20 protein-coding genes and 1 pseudogene are annotated in these 22,936 nt (G+C 39.4%); 18 read left to right on the top strand and 3 right to left on the bottom strand.

Annotated elements, in window-relative coordinates:
- Positions 1-544: 544 nt before the first annotated feature.
- A pseudogene (gene ftsY / locus F601_RS13700) lies at positions 545-1,471 on the top strand (signal recognition particle-docking protein FtsY); the annotation flags it as partial.
- Between the two features lie 80 nt (positions 1,472-1,551).
- On the opposite strand, the gene F601_RS0107700 reads toward ftsY, so the two are convergent.
- From F601_RS0107700 to F601_RS0107690, 3 genes are read right to left on the bottom strand one after another with little or no spacing between them, the layout of a single operon-like run.
- Positions 1,552-2,367 carry a TIGR03943 family putative permease subunit gene (locus F601_RS0107700; RefSeq protein ID WP_018165095.1) on the bottom strand — a complete coding sequence of 272 codons (816 nt, stop codon included), beginning with the start codon at positions 2,365-2,367 and terminating at the stop codon, positions 1,552-1,554.
- Positions 2,367-3,269 (bottom strand): permease, encoded by a 903-nt coding sequence (locus F601_RS0107695; protein WP_018165094.1) that lies wholly within the window; start codon positions 3,267-3,269, stop codon positions 2,367-2,369. The genes F601_RS0107700 and F601_RS0107695 overlap by 1 nt, the downstream gene beginning before the upstream one ends.
- A gap of 5 nt (positions 3,270-3,274) precedes the next feature.
- Positions 3,275-3,418, bottom strand: a complete 144-nt coding sequence (locus F601_RS0107690; RefSeq protein ID WP_018165093.1) for an SPJ_0845 family protein — start codon at positions 3,416-3,418, stop codon at positions 3,275-3,277.
- 238 nt (positions 3,419-3,656) lie between these two features.
- On the opposite strand from F601_RS0107690, the gene F601_RS0107685 reads away from it, so the two are divergent.
- From F601_RS0107685 to F601_RS0107605, 17 genes are all read left to right on the top strand, one after another.
- Positions 3,657-4,043: a VOC family protein gene (locus F601_RS0107685; RefSeq protein WP_018165092.1), complete on the top strand. Its 387-nt coding sequence runs from the start codon at positions 3,657-3,659 to the stop codon at positions 4,041-4,043.
- A gap of 854 nt (positions 4,044-4,897) precedes the next feature.
- Positions 4,898-5,848 (top strand): ABC transporter substrate-binding protein, encoded by a 951-nt coding sequence (locus F601_RS0107680; RefSeq protein ID WP_018165091.1) that lies wholly within the window; start codon positions 4,898-4,900, stop codon positions 5,846-5,848.
- A gap of 237 nt (positions 5,849-6,085) precedes the next feature.
- Entirely contained in the window at positions 6,086-7,141 is a 1,056-nt protein-coding gene (locus F601_RS0107675; RefSeq protein WP_018165090.1) for an LLM class flavin-dependent oxidoreductase, read from the top strand.
- A gap of 234 nt (positions 7,142-7,375) precedes the next feature.
- Positions 7,376-9,508: a Tex family protein gene (locus F601_RS0107670; RefSeq protein WP_018165089.1), complete on the top strand. Its 2,133-nt coding sequence runs from the start codon at positions 7,376-7,378 to the stop codon at positions 9,506-9,508.
- A complete protein-coding gene (locus F601_RS0107665) occupies positions 9,495-9,929 on the top strand; it encodes a SprT family protein (protein WP_018165088.1) in 435 nt (144 codons plus the stop codon). Before F601_RS0107670 ends, F601_RS0107665 begins: the two co-directional genes overlap by 14 nt.
- Before the next feature lie 86 nt (positions 9,930-10,015).
- Complete coding sequence (locus tag F601_RS0107660) at positions 10,016-10,297, top strand: PspC domain-containing protein (protein WP_018165087.1); 282 nt, start codon at positions 10,016-10,018, stop codon at positions 10,295-10,297.
- A gap of 335 nt (positions 10,298-10,632) precedes the next feature.
- Positions 10,633-11,568, top strand: coding sequence for an HPr(Ser) kinase/phosphatase (hprK, locus tag F601_RS0107655; protein WP_018165086.1), 936 nt, complete (start codon positions 10,633-10,635; stop codon positions 11,566-11,568).
- A complete protein-coding gene (lgt, locus tag F601_RS0107650; RefSeq protein ID WP_018165085.1) occupies positions 11,561-12,340 on the top strand; it encodes a prolipoprotein diacylglyceryl transferase in 780 nt (259 codons plus the stop codon). The genes hprK and lgt overlap by 8 nt, the downstream gene beginning before the upstream one ends.
- A 14-nt stretch (positions 12,341-12,354) precedes the next feature.
- Complete coding sequence (locus tag F601_RS0107645) at positions 12,355-12,774, top strand: DUF948 domain-containing protein (protein ID WP_018165084.1); 420 nt, start codon at positions 12,355-12,357, stop codon at positions 12,772-12,774.
- Between the two features lie 65 nt (positions 12,775-12,839).
- Positions 12,840-13,319, top strand: coding sequence for a YtxH domain-containing protein (locus F601_RS0107640; RefSeq protein ID WP_018165083.1), 480 nt, complete (start codon positions 12,840-12,842; stop codon positions 13,317-13,319).
- A 171-nt stretch (positions 13,320-13,490) separates the two neighbouring features.
- Positions 13,491-14,204 carry a M57 family metalloprotease gene (locus F601_RS0107635; RefSeq protein WP_018165082.1) on the top strand — a complete coding sequence of 238 codons (714 nt, stop codon included), beginning with the start codon at positions 13,491-13,493 and terminating at the stop codon, positions 14,202-14,204.
- 137 nt (positions 14,205-14,341) lie between these two features.
- Positions 14,342-16,255, top strand: coding sequence for an ABC-F family ATP-binding cassette domain-containing protein (locus F601_RS0107630; RefSeq protein ID WP_018165081.1), 1,914 nt, complete (start codon positions 14,342-14,344; stop codon positions 16,253-16,255).
- Positions 16,256-16,259: 4 nt separating this feature from the next.
- Positions 16,260-17,117 carry a helix-turn-helix domain-containing protein gene (locus tag F601_RS0107625; RefSeq protein WP_018165080.1) on the top strand — a complete coding sequence of 286 codons (858 nt, stop codon included), beginning with the start codon at positions 16,260-16,262 and terminating at the stop codon, positions 17,115-17,117.
- Positions 17,118-17,285: 168 nt separating this feature from the next.
- A complete protein-coding gene (locus F601_RS0107620; protein ID WP_018165079.1) occupies positions 17,286-18,476 on the top strand; it encodes an MFS transporter in 1,191 nt (396 codons plus the stop codon).
- 358 nt (positions 18,477-18,834) lie between these two features.
- Positions 18,835-19,278, top strand: a complete 444-nt coding sequence (locus F601_RS0107615) for a MarR family winged helix-turn-helix transcriptional regulator (protein ID WP_018165078.1) — start codon at positions 18,835-18,837, stop codon at positions 19,276-19,278.
- Complete coding sequence (locus F601_RS0107610; protein ID WP_018165077.1) at positions 19,275-21,029, top strand: ABC transporter ATP-binding protein; 1,755 nt, start codon at positions 19,275-19,277, stop codon at positions 21,027-21,029. The genes F601_RS0107615 and F601_RS0107610 overlap by 4 nt, the downstream gene beginning before the upstream one ends.
- A complete protein-coding gene (locus F601_RS0107605; protein ID WP_018165076.1) occupies positions 21,026-22,891 on the top strand; it encodes an ABC transporter ATP-binding protein in 1,866 nt (621 codons plus the stop codon). Before F601_RS0107610 ends, F601_RS0107605 begins: the two co-directional genes overlap by 4 nt.
- Positions 22,892-22,936 lie beyond the last annotated feature (45 nt).

The raw sequence follows: 22,936 nt of genomic DNA, 5'->3' as shown, positions 1-22,936 counted from the left end.
ACAAAAAGAAGAATTGGAAGATTCATTCTCACCAGAGATTGGTGAGCAAACAGAAGAAGTAGTTGATTCACTTAATGAGTTAGAAACTGCTGAGAATTATGGCTCACTGGATGAAGATTTTGATATGGTTGTTGAAGAAAAAGAATTTAACAATATCAATCGAATTGTCGAATCAGAGGTAAGCGATGACGATATCATCTTTGAAAAAATTCAAGGTGCGGCAACTGATTTTGGGGCAAGTAGTCTGGCTGAATCAGCTGAGCCTGCAATTTCTGATGAAAAAGATTTGGATAGCAATAACCTAGTTATTGATGCTAGTGATTCTGTTCAAGATAGCTTGAACAGTGACGAGGTTGTTTCCCCAGAAACAAGTTCAAGTGAAGTAAAAAATGAGACTAATGCTGCTGCGTCAGCATTTATGGCTGATTATTATGCTAAACGAGCTGCCATTGAAAAATCAATTGAGGACGGGACTTTTGTTAAGCCTGAAGTTAAGCAGGTCGAACCAGTTCAGGAAGAAACAATAGCAGAAGCGCCAGCGTTTGAAACAAAAGAAGAAAAATACAACCGCAGTCTTAAAAAGACTCGTACAGGCTTTGGAGCTCGACTCAACGCTTTCTTAGCCAATTTCCGTACGGTTGACGAAGAATTCTTTGAAGAGTTGGAAGAGATGCTTATCTTGTCAGACGTTGGTGTCAATGTCGCTACTCAGTTGACAGAGGACCTTCGTTATGAGGCTAAGCTTGAAAAAGCAAAAAAAGCAGATGATCTAAAACGCGTTATCATTGAAAAGTTGGTCGATATCTACGAAAAAGATGGCGTCTACAATGAGCGCATCAACATGCAGGATGACTTGACAGTTATGCTCTTTGTCGGGGTTAACGGTGTCGGGAAAACAACTTCAATCGGAAAACTTGCTTACAAGTACAAACAAGCTGGTAAGAAAGTCATGTTGGTTGCTGCGGATACCTTCCGTGCAGGTGCGGTCGCTCAGTTAGCTGAATGGGGTCGCCGTGTCGATGTTCCTGTCGTAACTGGACCAGAAAAAGCTGACCCAGCGTCTGTTGTTTTTGATGGTATGGAAAAAGCTGTCGCTGAAAAAGTGGATATCCTCATGATTGATACTGCAGGTCGCTTGCAAAATAAAGAGAATCTTATGGCAGAGCTTGAAAAAATGGGTCGCATTATCAAACGCGTCCTTCCTGACGCACCACATGAAACCCTGCTTGCCTTGGATGCCTCAACTGGACAGAACGCCCTCAGTCAAGCCAAGGAATTTTCAAAAATCACACCCCTTACCGGTTTAATCCTGACTAAGATTGATGGAACTGCCAAGGGTGGTGTCGTCTTAGCCATCCGTCAGGAACTAGATATTCCTGTCAAATTCATCGGTTTTGGTGAGAAGATTGATGACATTGGTGAATTCAATTCAGAAGACTTTATGCGAGGTCTCTTAGAAGGTATTATTTAGGGTTTATTTTTTCATAATCAACTAAAAAAACTATCGAAGATTTTCTCTTTGATAGTTTTTGCTATATTGTCAGAAATTTTTTAAAAGACGCGGTAAACGTATGGGTTATTAGGTTCAGCTGTTTCAGTCAATTCAGTTATTTGAAGAACTGGAAGAGTCTGTTGTAGCAATTGGTCATATTCTAAACTGATCGTACCTGTTGCTTTAATCCAAGTATTGTCTTCATAGCTGATATCATTTCCAGTAGTGAGGAGACCATAGACGCCAGAGTCGGCAATACAGTGAATGATACCGAAACGGAATAGGAATTGGTAGCCTTCGTGTCCTGGTTCGTTATAAACAAAGCCAGTGTATGTGATTTCCCTATTCATAAATTCGTCAGGATAGAGGTAAATCAATTCCATCACTTCCATGTAATTCTCGGTTGTGATGGTCAGGGCATCTGTTCCCTTATATTTTTTCAGTTCAGACTGCATTTCTTTTTCGTAGGCAGCTGAAGTGAAATAGACGCTGGTATCAGGTTTCAAATACTGGACGGAGGTACCATCGTCGCTGACTCCTGTTTTTGAAGACTCAGCAGCCAGTGGAAATGAGTATCCTTTGGCTGATACGGTCCTAGAGTCCAGACTGACAGTCGGCACTAGCAAACCCACTAAAACCGGAAAGACTAAAATCATTGGGCTGGTCAGCTTTGCTATTTTTCCAGACAAGTGGCTATCCAACTTCATATTTTTCATCCAAATTGTGAGCTGGACGATAGCTAAGGTGAAGGACAGGACCATGGAAATATAGGTCAGGTAGGAATAATGCGTGTTGATGTACTGGTCCAGCTTGCCAGACAGCTGAAGGTACATGGACAATTCAAAGTAGCCTGCTAAGATTAAAAATCGAATCATTACATCACCCCCACAATCAAGCAAAAGATAATAATGATGCTAGCTGAGACACCGACAAACTGAAGGATAAAACTCCTTTTAAAGGAATTAGCCATCATCATTAGGTTTTTAATGTCAACCATGGGACCAATTAGCAAGAAGGCCAGCACAGGTGCCACGCCGAAAGTGGATAGGAGGGAGGCTCCGATAAAGGCGTCCGCTTCACTACAAAGTGATAAGATAAAGGCCAGCAGCATCATGACTAAAATAGCAGTCAAGGAATTACCGCTGATGCTCGTTAGAATACGAGTTGGCAGGTAAACCTGCATGGCTGACGCGATTAAGGTACCAAAGACTAGGTAACGACCAGTATCAAAAAACTCATCAATAGCATGGGCTAGGGCAAAGAAAATTTTCTTATACCATTTAACATTGGAATAGTCGTGAAAATGCACGGGCTTAGCATTGTCCTTGAGGATGTTCTCATCTACGACAAAGGCCAGCATGAGTCCTAGCACGACGGCGACGATGCTTGCCCCCAGCAAGCGCAATAAGAGAAAGCGCAGGGAGTTTCCAAAGGCTGAATAAGTGGCAAAGAGCACGATGGGATTGATAATGGGAGCTGTCGCTAGGAAGGGGACAGCTGTGTAACTGGGCACCTTCTTTTCTAAAAAACGATTGATGATTGGAACAATACCGCATTCGCAGGAAGGAAAAACAAAGCCGATGAAGGTCCCAAAGAGAATGCGCAAGAATTTATTCTTGGGCAGGAATCTCTGGACAAAATCAGGGGTTACATAGACCTCAATGAAGCCTGATAGAATGGTTCCTAGTAGGACAAATGGCAGAGCTTCAATAATGATTGATAAGAATATGGCAAACCACTGAAGAACGCTGGCTGGTAATTGATTAAATACTTCCATGCCTCTTATTTAGTCGCCTTTTCAGAATGATCTTTGTTTTCGTCGTTCTCTTCCTCATCTTTGTTAGGGTCACTTCCTAAATCTGGGAAATTAGCAAAGCTTGCAAACATAGTTTCTAAATCATCTTGTCTCTTATGTGTAATAGCCATAAATGGACCTTCTTTCATATTTTAAATTAGGGTAAGTGTTTTCTAGAAAATCACTAGTAACTACCTTACTATTATACTATCAAAAGCTTAAAAATGGTCAATGAAAGATAGCAACAAGTAAAAAAGTAGATTTCATAGAGATAATCATAGGATAGTATCATAATGAAAGATGATAGTAGAGGATAATGAGTGCATAGAATACTATACTATAATCATAAAAAGAAATGAGGAAAATAGAATGACAATTTCAATTGAACATGTAGGCCTTTGGGTAAATGATTTAGAAGTGATGAAGGCTTTCTATGAGAAATACTTTGCAGCAACTTCTACAGAACTCTATCATAATTCAAGAACAGGCTTCTCATCTTACTTCTTGAGCTTCTCAGATGGCGCACGTTTGGAGCTCTGCCATCGTCCAGATATCGTGGAAGGCGACAAGAATACCTTTGGCTTTACCCACTTGGCAATCGCAGTAGGCGGTAAGGAAGATGTTGACAGAATGGCTGCGCGATTTGTTGAAGATGGCTTTGAGCTAACATCTGGTCCTCGTACAACTGGAGACGGCTACTATGAGGCTGTCATCTTCGATCCAGAAGGTAACCAAATTGAGCTGACAACTCATTAAACTTTAAACTGACTTGAATTATTGTGATAAGAAATGTCAAAGTTTGTATTGGGAGTGGGACAGAACTCGACAAATGTAATTGAACTCTCCTACGACACTGTGCAAAAAAATACGCAACTGTTTCAGCTTCAGCTGATTACAGGTGTGGATACCTTTAGGTATAAACGACGCCTAGACGCAAGCGCCGTCGTTGCGTTTCCTATTTTGCCTTGTGTCGCTTAACGGCTTTGTATCTTAACAAAAGAATTCCCCTCACATCCACATTTCTAGGTTCAGGCTGAAAGAGACTCTCCCCAGGCTCATTCACTCGGCAAGTCTTAATTTCAAGTTGCCGACTTCCAAGACTTTCTCCCCAGACTCTTGGAGCCCCGCAAGCCTAGTAGCTCTAACAGTCTGGGGGAGATAAAGCTGATTTAGTCAGCGTCAATATTAGAGCTTTGAAAAAGCGAAGGATTATCCACTAGGCTACAGTGTCTTGGTCTTATTCCGAACTTTATTACAGAGCTTTGGATTATTTGTCCAACTTCATTTTTTCTAGATTCTGCATGTCTTTTCTTTTTGCAGTGATGCTTATAAAAGTTAGAAAATTGCCAAAAAATCTTGACACTTAATTGATATAGTTTTAAAATATAAGCAAGTAACCATAATAAAAATGGTAGCGGTAACTTTGTTTGAGCTACAGCTAGAAATTGTTTGTGGATGTCTTAGTTCTATAGCATTTTCTAAAAATCAACTTTATTGAGTAGCTCGTCCACTTATAAGGATTATAGTGGGCACCATTCGTTGTTAGAAAACAATTGGGGACCATTTAGCATGTCTAGGTGGTTCTCTTTTATTGGGAAAAGGAGAATGATATGAAAAAGATTTTGGTAGCTGCGATAGCTTTATGCTCAGTTTTTACTTTAGCGGCATGCGCTTCAAAAGATGATAGTGAGCAAACCCGAATTGGAATTATTCAGTATGCTGAGCATGATGCCCTAACGGCATCACGAAAGGGATTTTTAGAAAGTTTAGCAGAAGCTGGTTATAAGGATGGAAAAAATCTTAAGGTCACATTTACAAATGCTCAAGGTGATCAAAGTAATCTTCAAACGATGGTGGAACAGTTATCAGGTAAAACTGATTTAAACTTTGCTATTGCTACTCCGGCTGCGCAAGCACTACAAGCTGGCATTCCTGATACACCTGCAGTATTTACAGCTGTAACAGACCCTGTTTCAGCAGGCTTAGTTGAATCTATGGAAAAACCTGGTAAAAATATGACGGGATCAATTGATGCTGCCGATGTTTCTGACCAAATTGAATTATTATTAAAAGTTGTGCCCGATGCTAAAACTGTTGGGATTTTTTACAATGCCAATGAGGTGAATTCGGAAGTACAGGCTAAAGCAGCTAAAAAAGCTCTTGAATCAGTTGGTGTTAAGGCTGTCGAAAAAACAGTTACCACTACAAATGATGTTCAGCAAACAATGATGAGTTTAGCAGGTCAGGTGGATGCCATCTATCTTCCAACAGACAACACAGTAGCTTCGACAGTGCCTACAATTGGTGAAATCTTAATTGACAAGAAGGTTCCAGCAATCGGTAGTGATGAAGCTGTTATTGGAGGAGTTCTCTTTACATCAGGTGTTGACTATAGAGCAATCGGTAAACAAGCTGGGGAGCTGGCTGTTAAGATTTTAAATGGTGAGGATGTTAGTCAACTTGCTGTAGAAAAGCCTAAAACAACTTCAATTGTTGTTAATGAAGAAATGGCTGAAGTTTTAGGATACGACCCTGAAACAATCAAATCATTAGCTGAATAAAGATAAGGACTTTAGGGGTGGAGGAAAACACTTCGTAAAGAGGCTGAGAAAGTTTCTCCCTTAGCTAGTGTGACTGGATATTTTTAAAATAATTTTCAAGAGACTGCGATTTGATCAGTCTCTTTTTCAGCCTTAATAATTATTTTTGTAAGAAAATTTCAAGTAACGAGCAATATTCTTGATAATAACACTAACTAGTGATAAACTAGCTTCAGAAATTACTTAAGGAGAAAAAACATGGCAATTGAACTTGGTATTACAACATTTGGTGAAACAACAGTACTCGAAAAAACAAGAGAGGTTATTCCACATGATGAACGTATTCGTCAACTTGTAGAAGAAATTGAACTGGCTGATCAGGTCGGTCTTGATATTTATGGCATCGGTGAGCATCACCGTGAGGATTTTGCAGTTTCAGCACCTGAAATTGTCCTTGCTGCTGGTGCGGTTAATACCAAGCATATTCGCCTATCAAGTGCGGTTACCATCATGTCTTCAATCGATCCTGTCCGTGTTTACCAGCAATACGCAACCATCGATGCCCTTTCAAATGGCCGAGCAGAAATCATGGCTGGTCGTGGATCCTTTATTGAAAGTTTCCAACTCTTCGGCTACGATTTAGCAGATTATGATGAACTTTTCAACGAAAAATTGGATATGCTATTGGCTATCAAGGAGCAGACAAATTTAACTTGGAATGGCAAACATACCCAGTCTGTTGATAATCGTCCAGTTTATCCGCGCGCTGTTCAAAAAGATTTCCCTGTTTGGGTAGCAACAGGTGGAAATATTGAGTCAACTATTCGCATTGCTGAGCAAGGTCTACCGATTGCATATGCAACAATTGGAGGTAATCCTAAAGCATTTGCACAATTAGTCAAAGCCTACAAGGAAATTGGAAGTCGTCATGGTCACTCTCCTGAGCAGCTTAAAGTTGCCGCTCATTCATGGGGATGGATTGAAGAAGACACTAAATCAGCTATTGACAATTATTTCTATCCAACCAAACAAACTGTAGATAATATCGCAAGAGGTCGTGCACACTGGTCAGAAATGACCTTGGATCAATATTTAGAGTCTGTTGGACCTAATGGTGCCATGTTTGTTGGTAATCCAGATCTTGTAGCAGCTAAGATTATTAAAATCATTGAAGATTTGCAACTTGACCGCTTCATGCTCCACCTACCAATCGGCTCTATGCCACACGAAGATGTTCTTAAAGCCATTAAACTTTTTGGAGAAAACGTAGCCCCTAAAGTACGAGCACACTTTGAACAAAAAGAGGCTAACTAATCAGATAATGTTTTAGTTTAATCTAAAATATCAGACTTAAGTCGGATGTTTAAGATTGAAAGGCTTGTTATACTATTTTCATCCTAAAACTTTTCTTTTCATAAAAATCAAAAACGTTAATCCTGATGTGATTGGCGTTTTTTGATTAAAATGGACCTTGCTAGCTTGATTACTAACTTTATATTTTGTAAGGCTTTACATAAAAAGTGATTCTTATGGTATAATAATAACGTTATGGAAAATTCAAATATTATTAAAATTGCTCAGGATTTGAGCATCAAAGAAAGTCAGATTGACAAAGTCTTAGAGCTTACAGCTGAGGGCAATACCATCCCTTTCATTGCTCGTTACCGTAAGGAGCTAACTGGTAATTTAGACGAAGTTCAAATTAAGGCCATCATCGATTTAGATAAGAGTTTGACGGCACTTGCTGACCGTAAAGCGACAGTCCTAGCTAAAATTGAAGAGCAGGGCAAACTGACGCCACAATTACGCGCAGCCATTGAGGAAGCTAGTAAGCTAGCTGACGTGGAAGAACTCTACCTTCCCTACAAGGAAAAACGCCGCACCAAAGCAACTATTGCGCGTGAAGCAGGTCTTTTTCCTTTGGCTCGACTCATTTTGCAAAATAGCAAAGCTCTTAAACAAGAAGCTGAAAACTATGTGACTGAGGGATTTGAGACAGTTGACAAGGCCTTGGCTGGTGCTGTAGACATTCTAGTTGAAGCCATGTCAGAAGATAACAAGCTGCGTTCGTGGACTTACAATGAAATCTGGACTTACAGTTCCCTGACATCTAGCCTCAAAGATCAAGAAAAAGATGATAATCAAACCTATCAAATCTATTATGATTTCTCTGAGCCTGTTTCTAAAATCCAAGGTTACCGTGTTTTAGCCCTCAATCGTGGTGAGAAACAAGGAATTCTTAAAGTTTCCTTTGAGCACAATATTGATAAAATGATTCGTTTCTTTGAGGTCCGTTTCAAAGAAAGAAATAGCTATATCGACGAAGTGATTAGTCAGACAGTTAAGAAAAAAATTGTTCCAGCTATGGAGCGCCGTATTCGAACTGAACTGACTGAAGCGGCAGAAGATGGAGCAATTAGTCTCTTTTCTGAGAACTTGCGTAATCTTCTCTTGGTCTCACCTCTAAAAGGCAAGATGGTTCTTGGTTTTGACCCAGCCTTTCGTACGGGTGCCAAGTTAGCAGTAGTAGATCAGACTGGAAAACTCATGACCACTCATGTCATCTATCCAGTCCCACCAGCTGGTCAGGCTAAAATCGAAGCTTCTAAGAAGGAATTGGCAGAGCTCATTAAGACATACCAAATCGAAATCATTGCCATCGGTAATGGTACTGCCAGCCGTGAATCGGAAGCTTTTGTGGCGGAGGTCCTCAAAGATTTTCCTGAAGTTTCCTACGTTATCGTCAATGAAAGCGGAGCTTCAGTCTATTCTGCCTCAGAATTGGCTCGTCACGAATTCCCAGACTTAACGGTTGAAAAGCGCTCTGCTATTTCCATTGCTAGACGTCTGCAAGACCCATTGGCAGAGCTGGTTAAGATTGATCCAAAGTCTATCGGTGTTGGCCAGTACCAGCACGATGTCAGTCAGAAGAAGTTGGCTGAAAATCTTGACTTTGTAGTTGATACCGTTGTTAACCAGGTCGGTGTTAATGTTAATACAGCCAGTCCAGCGCTGTTATCACATGTGTCAGGGCTTAACAAGACAATTTCAGAAAACATTGTCAAGTACCGTGAGGAAAATGGTCAAATTAAGTCACGTGCTGAAATCAAAAAAGTCCCTAGACTTGGCGCTAAGGCCTTTGAACAGGCTGCTGGTTTCCTTCGCATTCCAGATGCTAAAAATATTTTAGATAATACGGGTGTCCACCCTGAATCATATAAGGCTGTCGAAAAACTCTTGGCTCTACTTGAGATTAAGGATTTGGATGAATCTGCTAAAGCCAAGCTCCAGGCTGTTTCTATTGGTCAAATGGCAGAGCAGTTAGAACTAGGTCAAGAAACGCTGAAGGATATTATTGAGGACTTGCTAAAACCTGGCCGCGATTTGCGTGATGACTTTGAAGCACCTGTTCTCCGTCAAGATGTTTTGGATATTTCAGACCTTGAAATCGGGCAAAAATTAGAAGGAACAGTGCGTAATGTTGTCGACTTCGGTGCTTTTGTTGATATTGGTCTACATGATGACGGTCTTATCCACATTTCCCAAATGAGCAAGACCTTTGTCAAACACCCAAGCCAAGTCGTATCCGTTGGTGATGTGGTGACGGTCTGGGTTTCAAAAATTGATAAGGAACGTGGCAAGATTAATTTGTCATTGGTAGATTTGCGTGAACTTAGTTGATTATGTTAAGAGCGTCTCGCAAGAGGATTTTGGCAAGCCCTTCAGACACCAAGCAGTCTGGAATAATCGCCTCAAATCAACAGGCGGTCGCTTCTTTCCTCATGACGGACACCTTGATTTTAATCCGAAGATTTATGAGGAATTTGGTTTAGCAACCTTTCGAAAAATCGTCCGTCACGAGCTCTGCCATTACCATCTCTACTATGAGAAAAAAGGATACAAGCACAAGGATGCCGATTTCAAAAATCTTCTCAAGCGAGTTGATGGGCTCCGCTATACACCAAAAAGTCAGCAACAAAAGGTAAACTATTTTCAATATGTTTGCCAAAAATGCGGTCTGGTTTATGAGCGAAAAAGAAGGGTTGATACTGGTAAGTTTGCTTGTGGTAAATGTCGAGGAAAACTTGAACAGAAAAGATAATCTTAAAATCAGTCGCAAGGCTGATTTTATTTTTTAAAAAAATAAGATATACTAAGAGTATAGAAATAGACAGGAAGGATATATAAATGAAATCAACATTTTATAAAATGAGGAAGGGTAAACTAGTTGCCGGTGTTTGCGCTGGTCTAGCTGACAAGTTTGGCTGGGATTTGCCTCTAACTCGTGTATTGGCAGCTTTGATAATGTATATGACAGGTTTCGGTATTCTTCTCTATATCCTCTTAGCGATATTCCTACCTTACAAAGAAGATGTTATTGAGGAAAAATTCGGTACTGGTCCGCGTAGAAGAAAAGATGCCGATGTTGTTAACGATAAGTCTAATGATAATGATGGTTGGTATTGGTAAAACTTAATTAGTTGTTTCTAGTAACTATAATTAAAGGCTTAGCTATTATTCCGAAATGATTTTTTCTAAAGATGAAGTGTTGTCCCATCTATAGAAAATCAATTATTTCAACATAAATACAATTTCTCTTTGGGTAGTTAACAGGATGCCCTAGAGTAGGTCGGAAACCGTATAGTTAGCATTTATATTGCTAGAGCTAATATTAAAAACCATTTGAAAAAGCAGGGCAGGGAATTATTCACTGTCCTTTTATGATTTATGACATTTCTTTTCTGAAAATGGTTAGCGCTTTCCTTTACAAGTAAATGTGGTATAATACTAGAAAAGGAGAAATTATGTCAGTTACAGTAAAAATGTTAGTTGATAGACTAAAACTGGATGTGATTTATGGCAATCAAGATTTACTTGGAAAACCGATTACATCAGCAGATATTTCACGCCCGGGCCTTGAGATGACTGGATATTTTGATTATTATTCCCCTGAACGTCTCCAGTTGTTAGGGATGAAGGAATGGTCATATTTGATGAAGATGACGGCTCATAACCGTTATCAGGTATTAACAGAAATGTTTAAACCTGAAACTCCAGCAGTCGTTGTTGCGCGTGATTTGGACATTCCTGAAGAAATGTTCCGTGCAGCAGAGGAGAAGGGTATTGCCATTCTAAAGAGTCATGTTCCGACTAGTCGTTTATCAGGTGAGATGTCTTGGTACTTGGATGCCTGTCTAGCAGAGCGTACCAGTGTACATGGTGTCTTGATGGATATTTATGGAATGGGTGTTCTTATTCAGGGAGACTCTGGAATTGGTAAAAGTGAAACAGGTCTTGAATTAGTTAAACGTGGACATCGTCTCGTAGCGGATGACCGTGTTGATGTTTATGCTAAAGATGAGGAAACTTTATGGGGTGAGCCTGCCGAAATTCTTCGTCACCTTTTAGAAATTCGTGGTGTTGGGATTATCGATATTATGAGTCTATATGGTGCCAGTGCTGTTAAAGACTCATCACAAGTTCAATTGGCTATTTATCTTGAAAACTTTGAATCTGATAAAGTATTTGACCGTTTGGGAAATAGCAATGAAGAAATTGAATTATCAGGTGTTAAAATTCCTCGAGTTCGAATTCCAGTTAAAACAGGTCGTAACGTTTCGGTCGTTATTGAAGCAGCAGCTATGAATCATCGTGCTAAGCAAATGGGTTATGATGCTACTAAAACCTTTGAAGACCGCTTGACACAATTGATCAGTCAGAATGAGGGTTCAAATGATTAATCCAATTGCCTTTCAAATCGGGCCATTCGCGATTCATTGGTATGCTATCTGTATCATGACAGGTGTTATTCTTGCAGTCTATTTAGCGATGAAGGAAGCTCCTCGAAAGAATATTATTCCTGATGATATTTTGGACTTTATCTTAATTGCCTTTCCAATTTCTATTATCGGTGCTCGCCTTTATTATGTTGCCTTTGAATGGTCTTACTATTCACAGCACCTCAGCGAGATTGTTGCAGTATGGAATGGTGGAATCGCCATTTATGGTGGCTTGATAGCAGGAGCTATAGTTTTATTTATTTTCTCATATTATCGAGTCATCAATCCAATTGATTTCTTGGACATTGCTGCGCCTGGAGTTATGATTGCGCAAGCTATTGGTCGTTGGGGAAATTTTATCAATCAAGAGGCATATGGCAGAGCAGTGAAATCCTTGGATTACTTACCTAGCTTTATTCAAAAGCAAATGTTCATTGAAGGCAGTTATCGTGTTCCAACTTTCTTGTATGAGTCTGTTTGGAATTTAATTGGATTCGCGATTGTGTTAGTTTTAAGACGTCGTCCTAAGTTACTAAAACAGGGTGAAATTGCATCGTTTTACCTGATATGGTATGGTATTGGACGTTTTGTGATTGAGGGAATGAGGACAGATAGCTTAATGGTTGGCGGCTTGCGCGTCTCACAATGGCTTTCTGTAATACTTGTTATAGTTGGTATCAGCTTTGCTATTTGGCAAAGAAAGGGCAAGAATGTTCCTTATTATCAAAAGTAGAAGAAGGAGGGGATATGCTAGAAATTGCATTATTGATTATTGCGATCGCTTTTGCGATTTTGGTAGGGGTAAGTATCCCTATCGCCATCAAACTTCATCGAACCGTCGATGCTGTTAATGAAACGATTGATGAAACAAAACAAACCTTGAAAGTTTTGACTAGTGATATGAACGTTACTTTACATCAAACTAATGAAATTTTAGCTAAGGCTAATGTTCTGGTTGAAGATGTTAATGGAAAAGTTGCTACAATTGATCCACTTTTCGTTGCAGTAGCAGAGCTTTCAGAGAGTGTTTCTGATTTGAATTACCAGGCTAGAAGTTTCAGCAAGCGAGCTGGTTCAATGTCTGCTTCAGCTGGAAAAGCTGGCGCAGCTATGGCAGTTGGTAAAGTAGCTTCGAAAATGTTTGGCAAGAAAAAAAATAGTCGTTAAGACTTATCTGTCTCACATTTAGGTACTGTTCATCAGTGTTAATGATCTAATAAAGGAGAAAAATGATGAATAAATTCTTTAAAACTATAATTGTTGGTGCAGCTTCAGGATTCGCTGCAGCTTACTTCCTTTCAACAGAAAAAGGCAAAGAAATTAAGAAACGTGCTGAAAAAGCATTCGAAGCATACAAAGAGAATCCTGAGGAGTATCACCAAAAAGCAAAAGAAAAAACAGTTGAATATACTAACTTAGCTACTGGTACTTTTAATGATTATAAAGAAAAATTTGAATCAGGTGAATTGACTAAGGAAGATATTTTCGAGACTGTCAAAGAAAAAACAAATCAAGCAGTAGATTTTGCAAGCGACGTTGTTTCAGAAGTAAAATCAAAATTTTCTGAAGTAGCAGAAGAAGTTAAGGACACAGCAGAAAGTGTTGCGGAGGACGTTGCAGCTGAAGTTGATGATATCATTATTGACTATCAAAATCCTGAGGAAGAGGATAATGAGGACAAGACTTCTGAAGAAAACGAAGAAGAAGCTTAGTTTCTATAATAAGGCGATGTTTCATTGCATCGCCTTTTAATTAGCTGTGTGTCGAATTTAACTTCAGTAATTATCACCTTTGGTCTTCTATTTTAAAGTTTTATTAAGGTTGCTTTGTTATTATTATCTTTCAATATGTTTTATTATTTCTTGTAGGAGGTGAGTTTGCAGATGAAAAGAGTTTTGAACCTTATTTTGTTTATCCCTAAAATGATATTTAGCTTCGTGTTGAATCTTTTTTGGGGACTCTTTAAAACAATCTTATTTTTTGCGCTAGTTATTTTTGGTTTACTTTATTATGCCAATCACAGTGACTCACAGCTTGCTAATCAGATTTCAACTCTAGCAAATTCTGTTAGTAGCTACTTTGCAAATACTAGTACAGATGATTTTAAGACTGCATTATCTGAACTTACTACTGATGATTTTACCTATTATTCTGGCTCCCGATGGAAAACCAATAGCGCGACAGTCTATATTGAGACATCTAATCCTACTCTAATTACTGCTTATGAAGAAGCAATAGCAAATTGGAATGCGACAGGTGCTTTTACTTTAACTAGGGTTTATGACAATAGCCAAGCTGATATTATTGCAACGGAGTATTCTGATTCTAGCTCTCAGGCAGCTGGTTTGGCGGAGATGGAAACAAACAGTGCCAATAATCACCTGATTTCTGGGACAGTCAAATTGAATACTTACTATTTATTAGAAAACGACTATGGTTATACCTTAGAACGTATTATTCACACGGCTGAACATGAACTTGGTCATGCTATTGGTTTGGCGCATGATGATAATAATACTTCTGTTATGGAGTCTGCTGGTTCTTACCATGGTATTCAAAACAGTGACATTTTAGCGCTTGAAACATTGTATAGTTAGTAGTTCATTTTTATTTTCGAGTAATGCAGCCTATATGGTGACTAAAATAAAAATATTTATAATTATCTACCCCACAAAGGTAGATTTTTTGCAGTCTTCTTCTAGTTTAAAAGTCTGGGATTTGGTAAAATAGTACTATGATTATTTTAAGTGGAAATAAAATCGAGCGCTCATTTTCTGGTGATGTGCTCTTTGATAACATTAACATTCAGGTTGATGAACGTGACCGTATTGCACTTGTGGGACGCAATGGTGCTGGCAAATCGACCCTTTTAAAAATCTTGGTTGGAGAAGAAGCGCCAACTTCTGGTGAGATTAACACTAAACGTGACCTCACTCTCTCTTATTTGGCACAAGATTCTCGTTTTGAGTCTGAAAATACCATTTTCGATGAGATGTTGCATGTCTTTGATGACCTTCGTCAGGTGGAAAAACGTCTTCGTCAGATGGAAGGGCAAATGGCAGAGCTGTCAGGCAGTGATTTTGATAAACTCATGCAGGATTATGACAGATTGTCTGAAGAATTTAGAAGTAAAGGTGGATTCACCTACGAGTCTGACATCAGGGCCATTCTCAACGGATTCAAATTTGACCAGTCCATGTGGGACATGAAAATAGCAGAGCTGTCAGGTGGTCAAAACACTCGCCTTGCCTTGGCTAAAATGTTGCTTGAAAGACCTGAACTCTTGGTCTTGGACGAGCCAACCAACCACTTGGACATTGAAACAATTGCCTGGTTGGAAAATTACTTGGTCAACTACCAAGGCGCTCTTATCATCGTCAGCCACGACCGCTATTTCCTTGATAAAGTAGCAACGGTGACCCTTGATTTGACCCAGCACAGCCTCGATCGCTATGTGGGCAATTATTCAAAATTCATGGATCTCAAGGCTGAGAAACTTGCGACAGAAGAGAAGAACTTTGAAAAGCAACAGAAAGAAATTGCTAAGTTAGAAGATTTTGTTCAACGCAATATTGTCAGAGCTTCAACAACCAAACGTGCCCAGGCTCGCCGTAAACAGCTAGAAAAAATCCAGCGTCTGGACAAACCGACTAACCAGCTCAAGTCTGCTAATATGACCTTCCATGCTGAAAAGGTTTCTGGTAACGTTGTTTTGACAGTGGCAGACGCGGCTATCGGCTATGATGGTCAGGTTCTAGCTCAGCCCATTAACCTAGACGTTAAAAAATTCGATGCTATCGCTATCGTGGGGCCAAATGGAATCGGTAAGTCAACCTTTATTAAGTCTATTGTTGGACAAATTCCTTTCATTGAGGGGACCTCGACTTACGGGGCCAATGTAGAAGTTGGTTACTATGACCAGACTCAGACCAATCTGACTCGCACCAATACAGTCCTAGATGAGCTCTGGAATGACTTTCCAACAACGCCAGAAGTTGAGATTCGCAACCGCCTAGGAGCCTTTCTCTTCTCGGGCGATGATGTCAAGAAATCTGTAGCCATGCTTTCAGGTGGTGAACGTGCCCGTCTCCTCTTGGCCAAGCTGTCTATGCAAAACGACAATTTCCTCGTTTTGGATGAGCCAACCAACCACTTGGATATTGACAGTAAGGAAGTGCTAGAGAACGCCCTTATTGACTTTGATGGCACCCTGCTCTTCGTCAGCCACGACCGCTATTTCATTAACCGTGTAGCTACCAAGGTCCTGGAAATCTCCGATCAAGGCTCAACCCTCTATTTGGGTGATTACGATTATTACTTGGAGAAAAAGGCAGAGCTTGAGGAGATAGCCCGTCTACATGCTGAAGAAAATCAGGTTAAGCAGGAAGTGCCCCAAGCTGTCGCAAACGACTACCAGGCACAAAAAGCCAACCAAAAAGAACTGCGCAAATTAACCAGACGCATTGCCGAAATCGAAGCAAAACTTGAAGAAATTGAAAGCCGCCTTGAAGAAATCAATGAAGCTATGCTTGCAACCAATGATGCCTCAGAACTCATCAGTCTCCAAAAAGAACTTGATGATCTGACACATGAGCAAGACCAACTCATGAACGAATGGGAAGACCTCAGTATGCAAGTGGAAGGATAGACGGATGAGTCAATATGGTCCAATTTTTAAAGAGTGTCGATTGAATCGCGGTTTCTCACTAAAGCAAGTAGCAAGTAAGGATTTATCCATTTCCCAACTCTCACGTTTTGAAAGAGGAGAATCGGATTTATCCCTTACTAAATTTATTAAGGCTTTAGAAGCTATTCAAATTTCAGTTGAAGAGTTTATGGATAAAGCAAATGGTTTTAAACGCATTGAACAAAAGAAACTGATGTCTCAAATGGCAAGATTTCATTACAAGAAAGATATTGCTGGATTGGAGTCTCTGATTCATAGTGAAGAGGACAAGTTATCAAGAGATTTTAATAACCTTCAGGCCAAACTCAATATCATTCTTTTTCGTGGTATGATTTGTCAATGTGATGAAAGTAGGACGATGTCACAAGAAGATTTAGATTATGTGGCTGACTATCTCTTTCAAAAAGAAGTATGGGAAATTAGTGATTTGATACTGATTGGCAACTTTTACACTTTTTATCCAACTACTCTGATGAGTAGGATGGCTAGAGAGATTTTAAAGCGCGTGGACTATTATGCTGAAATTGCAACTCATCGAAATCTGGTAGAGGTCATCATGTTAAATCTTATGGAGATTTCAACTGAGCGAGGTGATTTAGAGGAAGCAGAGTTCTTTAAAAAGGAAGCTGAAAAATTACTAACTAATGAGCGTAATGCTTTTCATCGCATCATTTTTCTCTATGAAAAAGGTTTTCTTAAATTTAAAAAGGGTGACTCTTCTGGATTAGACGATATGAAGAATGCTATATTCTGTTTTGAAGTAATGGGCTCCTTGCATCATGCTAAGCATTATCAAGAGCATATGAATAAGTTTTGTAGATAAAAAATTCCCTTATTTGGGAATTTTTTTGATTCTCTAAAAATGTGATTTATAATGTATTTAATCGAAAAAACTAGTGAAATTCAGCTAAAGTAGTAGGTTTCATATTGGGTAGTTTTTAGATTGTTCTGGCCAGAACCTAACCTAAATTAGTCACTGTTGGAGGAAAATATGGATAGAAACGGAATAAAACTTTTAGCAAGTAGATCAATTAATAAGTTAGGGGATGTCCTCTATGATTATGGAAACAGCAGTTGGATAGCTTCTTTAGGGTTTCTTGGACAAAAAATGCTTGGGATTTATCAAATTGCAGAGCTCTTAGTTTCCATTATCCTAAATCCCTTTGGAGGTGCTCTCGCTGATAGATTTAAGCGCCGTCAAATTTTATTATGGACAGATGGACTTTGTAGTCTGATGTGTCTTTCATTAGTTTTCATTTCTAGTGATCACTTCATGCTTTATGGACTTATTGCAGCAAATGTATTTCTGGCAATTTCATCATCATTTTCTAGTCCTGCCTACAGAGCCTATGTACCTGAAGTTGTTGGGAAAAAGAATCTTGTGACTTATAATTCGCATCTGGAAACAATAGTTCAAGTCATCAAGGTTAGTTCACCTATAATAGGATTTCTTGTTTACCACAATCTAGGGATTCGCTTGACACTTTTAATTGATAGTTTAACATTTTTAGCCTCCTTCTTATTCTTACTATTTATCAAAAAAGAAGACAAGCTTGCGAATCAATACAATAAGAATAACTTAAATTTCACAAATGTTTTGATAGATATAAAGGCAGGCTTAGTCTACATAATTGCGGATAAAGAAATTTTCTTTCTTTTGATAATGGCTGCGCTGGTCAACTTATTTTTGGCAATGCTGACCTATTTGTTACCTTTTAGTCCTAAAATCTTTAATGAATCTACAGCCTATGCCACTATTCTAAGTTTGTCAGCACTAGGTGCAATTATAGGTGCATTTTTCTCAAAAATGTTCCCAAATACTATGACATCTCTTCTTTGGATACTTGGTCTAAGTGGAATTGGAATAGTAGTGATGGCTACTTCACCATTAACAGGATTACCGCTAGCTTTCAGTTATTCTGGTGCAGTCATTTATAACCTTTTTGAAACTATTTTCAATATCCATTTCTTTAGTCAAGTGCAAGAGCGAGTGTCTAATGAATATATGGGGAGAGTATTTTCAACTATTTATACCCTTGCGATATTGTTTATGCCCCTAGGTCCGTTGGCCATGACACTATTGAAAAACAGCATATCTTCCATAAGTTTTATTGTCATTGGACTCGGCGTGTTTTTACTAGCAATAGCAGGTCTGATATATAGTCAATTTAGATTAAAGTGATTTATTGTCTTTTTTAGAGCTTTGATGCATTGTCGCTTTCGGCTTTCTGTTCTTTTGTTGAGAGAAAGAAGTTTATTCAAATACAAATGTCCTTTGTGATTACCTTTTTGATTAATATAGAAAATCTAACAAAAGTATTATAGAATCACTTTGAAGACTATCTTGGTATGTCAATACTAAGGTAGTCTTTTTGTTTTCTTTTGCAAATTATGGATAGTATTAACATACTTTTTAAGTAAGTAGTGGCTAGGATTATTAATTGAAGTAGATATTTTTCTAAAAAAACAATAGCAGGCTATTGACTTTTGAAATTAAAGTTTTATAATGACTAGTGAAAGATTTTCGAGGAGGTGAATCTGTGGATATAAAAAAAGCTCCCTATGGTTGGCTGGTTAAACGCATTGCCAGTCAACTAGAGCAGAATATGAATTTTTTCTTGAAACCCTACAATATTACAACTATGCAGTCCTGGGTCCTTCTACATTTAAATAGAACTGGAGACAGTTTGACCTTTAAAGAGCTGGAAAAACAGTTCGAGGTTTCTCAACCTACCATGGTTGGTATCTTGTCGCGTTTAGAGCAAAAGGACTTTGTTTTGATTGGACCAGATGAGAAGGATAGGAGAATTAAGAGGGTTCAGATCTCAGAAAAGGGTTCCGAATTGATTGCTGATTTAAAACTGCACTTAGAGCAATCTGAACATTTCTTTACAGATGGTTTTTCTGATAGTGAAAGGGAAAGTTTTCACCTCCTTTTGGAAAAAGCTTATTTTAATATTATAGAAAGTGATGGTAACAAATGATTAAAGTTTTGTTGGCTCAGGTTAAGGACTATAAGAAACCTTCTTTCCTGTCGCCCTTATTTGCAGCTCTTGAGGTATTCTTTGATGTTTCTGTGCCCTTTGTCATTTCCCTCTTGATTGACCAAGGGATTTCAGCAGGAAACATGTCTAAGGTTATCTTTTATGGGATACTTATGCTTGTCTTAGCTACCTGTGGACTTGGTTGTGGTTATTTGGCAGGTAAATTTGCTGCGCAAGCATCGGCTGGTTTCGCAGCTAATCTTCGTGAAGGGATGTACGATAACATTCAAACCTTCTCATTCTCAAACATTGACAAATTCAGCACAGCAGGACTTGTCACACGTATGACAACTGACGTTACTAATGTTCAGAATGCCTATCAAATGATTATTCGTGTTGTTGTACGTGCACCGCTTACAATCATTGTTTCAATGATTATGTGTTTTGTCGTGGACAGTCAATTGAGTTTGATTTTCTTAGCAGCTATAGTTTTGCTAGCTCTGGCTCTTTTCCTTGTTATTCGTCGTGCCATGCCTAATTTCCAAAAGAGCTTCCGTAAGTACGATGATCTTAACTCTAGTGTTCAGGAGAATATTACAGGTATCCGAGTTGTTAAGTCTTTTGTTCGTGAAGACTTTGAAACAGGTAAATTTAACAAGGCAGTAGATACTATCTATAATCTTTTTGTTAAAGCAGAAAGCATTGTAATCCTCAACAATCCTATCATGATGGCTGTTATCTTTGGCTGTATCATTCTCCTATCTTGGTTTGGTGCCCAGTTTATCGTAATTGGTCAATTGACGACAGGTGAATTAACCTCTCTCTTCTCATACGTATTTGGTATGATGATGTCACTTATGATGTTGTCAATGATTATGGTAATGATTTCCATGAGTATTGCTAGTGCTCAACGTATTAGTGAGGTACTGCAAGAAGAGGCAGATATTGTCAATCCAGACAATCCTATTATGGAAGTGCCAAATGGCGATACCGTCTTTGATCATGTTCATTTTTCTTATAAGCATGGAAGCAGCGACGAAGTTCTCAATGATATTGATTTGTCTATCAAATCTGGGGAGGTCATAGGTGTTATTGGTGGTACAGGTTCTGGTAAAACATCCTTCGCTAACTTGGTTTCTCGACTTTATGATGTTGACAAAGGCCGTGTTCTAGTCGGTGGAAATGATGTTCGTCAATATGACTTGGAAGTTTTACGTGATCAAGTGTCTGTAGTCCTTCAAAAGAATGTCCTCTTCTCAGGGACAATCTTGGATAATCTTCGTTGGGGTAATGAGAATGCGACAGAAGAAGAATGTATTGAAGCTTGTCGTCAGGCTTGCGCTGATGAATTCATAGAGCGCTTCCCAGACAAGTACAACACTTGGATTGAACAATGTGGTAGCAACGTTTCTGGTGGTCAGAAACAACGTCTTTGTATCGCACGCGCCTTGCTCAAAAAACCAAAAGTCCTTATCTTGGATGATTCAACCAGCGCTGTTGATACAGCAACTGATGCCAATATCCGTCAGGCTTTGGCAGAAACCATTCCAGGGACAACTAAGATTATCATTGCGCAACGTATCTCAAGTGTTCAGCATGCCGACAAGATCTTAGTCTTAGATGATGGTAAGATTTCTGGTTTTGCTACCCACGATGACTTGTTGCAAAGCAACGCTATTTACAAAGAAATTTACGACGTTCAGCAACAGGCTAGCGGAGACTTTGATGAGGAAGGAGGAGCAAACAAATGAAAAATATTAATAAACAAGACACCTTGAAACGCGTCTTAGCTTATATTTTTAGATTTTACAAATGGCGTTTCTTCCTAGTCGTTGCCCTCATTCTAACATCAGCTCTTTGCTTCCTGCGCTTCAATCTTTTCATGCAGACCTTGATTGATAACTATATCACACCGCTCATGGCAGCTGATAATCCAGATTTTTCAGGTCTAGCACAAGCAATTATTAATTTAAGTCTTCTTGGTCTAGTCGGTGTGCTTGCTGCCTACGCTTATAATTACCTTATGGTTTTTATTGGTCAAGGTACCATGCGCCGTATTCGTTCAGACCTTTTCACACATATGGAGCGCCTGCCAATCAAGTATTTTGATACCCATGCTCACGGCGATATCATGTCTATCTACACCAACGACGTAGATACCTTGCGTCAGCTTATTGGCCAAAGTATCCCACAGGTTATCAACTCAAGTTTCTCTATTCTGACAACTTTCACCGCCATGGTCATTCTTAATGTGCCTTTGACACTTGTGTCGGTCTTTATGGTCATCGTCCTTCTCTATGTGGCAAGAAAAATTGCAGGGCAGTCCTCTAAATACTTCCGTGACCAGCAGAATGATATTGGTAAGGTTAACGGCTTTATTGAAGAAATGATGGAGGGGCAGAAGGTCATCAAGGTTTTCAATCATGAAGAGATTGCTAAAGCCGATTTCCGCCTACTCAATCAGGAACTTCGCCATTCTGCAACCAATGCCAATACTTATGCCAACATCCTTATGCCAATCTCAGCCAACATTGGACATATTTCCTATGTTCTCTGTGCTATGATTGGAGCCATTCTTGCCCTTAATGGCTACGCTGGTTTGACAATCGGTGCTTTGGTATCTTTCTTGACACTTAATCGTGGCTTTACCAACCCAATTACCCAGATTAGCCAACAGATTAACTCTGTTATCATGGCTATGGCCGGAGCCAGCCGTGTCTTTGATCTTATGGATGCTGAACCCGAATTGGATGAAGGTTATGTCGAATTGGTTAATGCTAGAAAAGATGACCAAGGGAATATTGTAGAAAGCGATAAGATGACAGGTCATTGGGCTTGGAAACATCCTCATGAAGATGGGACAATCACCTACCATGAATTGCAAGGTGGGGTAACCTTTGAAGATGTGACCTTTGGTTACAACGATGATAAAATGGTTCTCCATGACATCAATCTCTTTGCCGAGCCTGGTCAGAAGATTGCCTTTGTTGGATCAACGGGGGCTGGTAAGACAACCATTACCAACTTGATTAACCGTTTCTATGATATTCAAAAAGGTAAGATTCATTACGATGGTATTAATATCAGCAAGATTAAGAAAGCTGATCTCCGCCGTAGTCTGGGGATTGTTTTACAGGATACCCACCTCTTCACAGGGACTGTTATGGATAATATCCGCTATGGTCGCTTGGATGCTACTGACGAAGAATGTATTGAAGCAGCTAAACTTGCTAATGCCCATGCCTTTATCAAACACTTGCCAGAAGGTTATAACACAGTCTTGACTGGTGATGGCGGTAGCCTATCACAAGGTCAGCGTCAGCTTTTAGCCATTGCGCGTGCAGCAGTAGCCAACCCACCAGCCCTTATCTTGGATGAGGCAACCTCATCTATTGATACACGTACTGAGGTTCATGTTCAGGAAGGTATGGATGCCCTTATGAAGGGACGTACAACCTTCGTCATCGCTCACCGCCTGTCTACGGTCCGCAATGCTGACTGTATCATGGTCCTTGAACAAGGACGCATCATTGAACGCGGCAGCCACGATGACCTCATCGCTCAAAAGGGACGCTACTACCAACTCTACACAGGTAATGCCATTTCTGAGTAGCAAGTCTGAAAATCAAAAATCTGAACTTCAGCTTGATTTCATAAG

Source organism: Streptococcus henryi DSM 19005, assembly GCF_000376985.1.
GTDB classification, from domain to species: Bacteria; Bacillota; Bacilli; order Lactobacillales; family Streptococcaceae; genus Streptococcus; species Streptococcus henryi.
The sequence above is the reverse complement of the archived record's forward strand: the minus strand, read 5'-3'. Positions and strand labels throughout refer to the sequence as shown.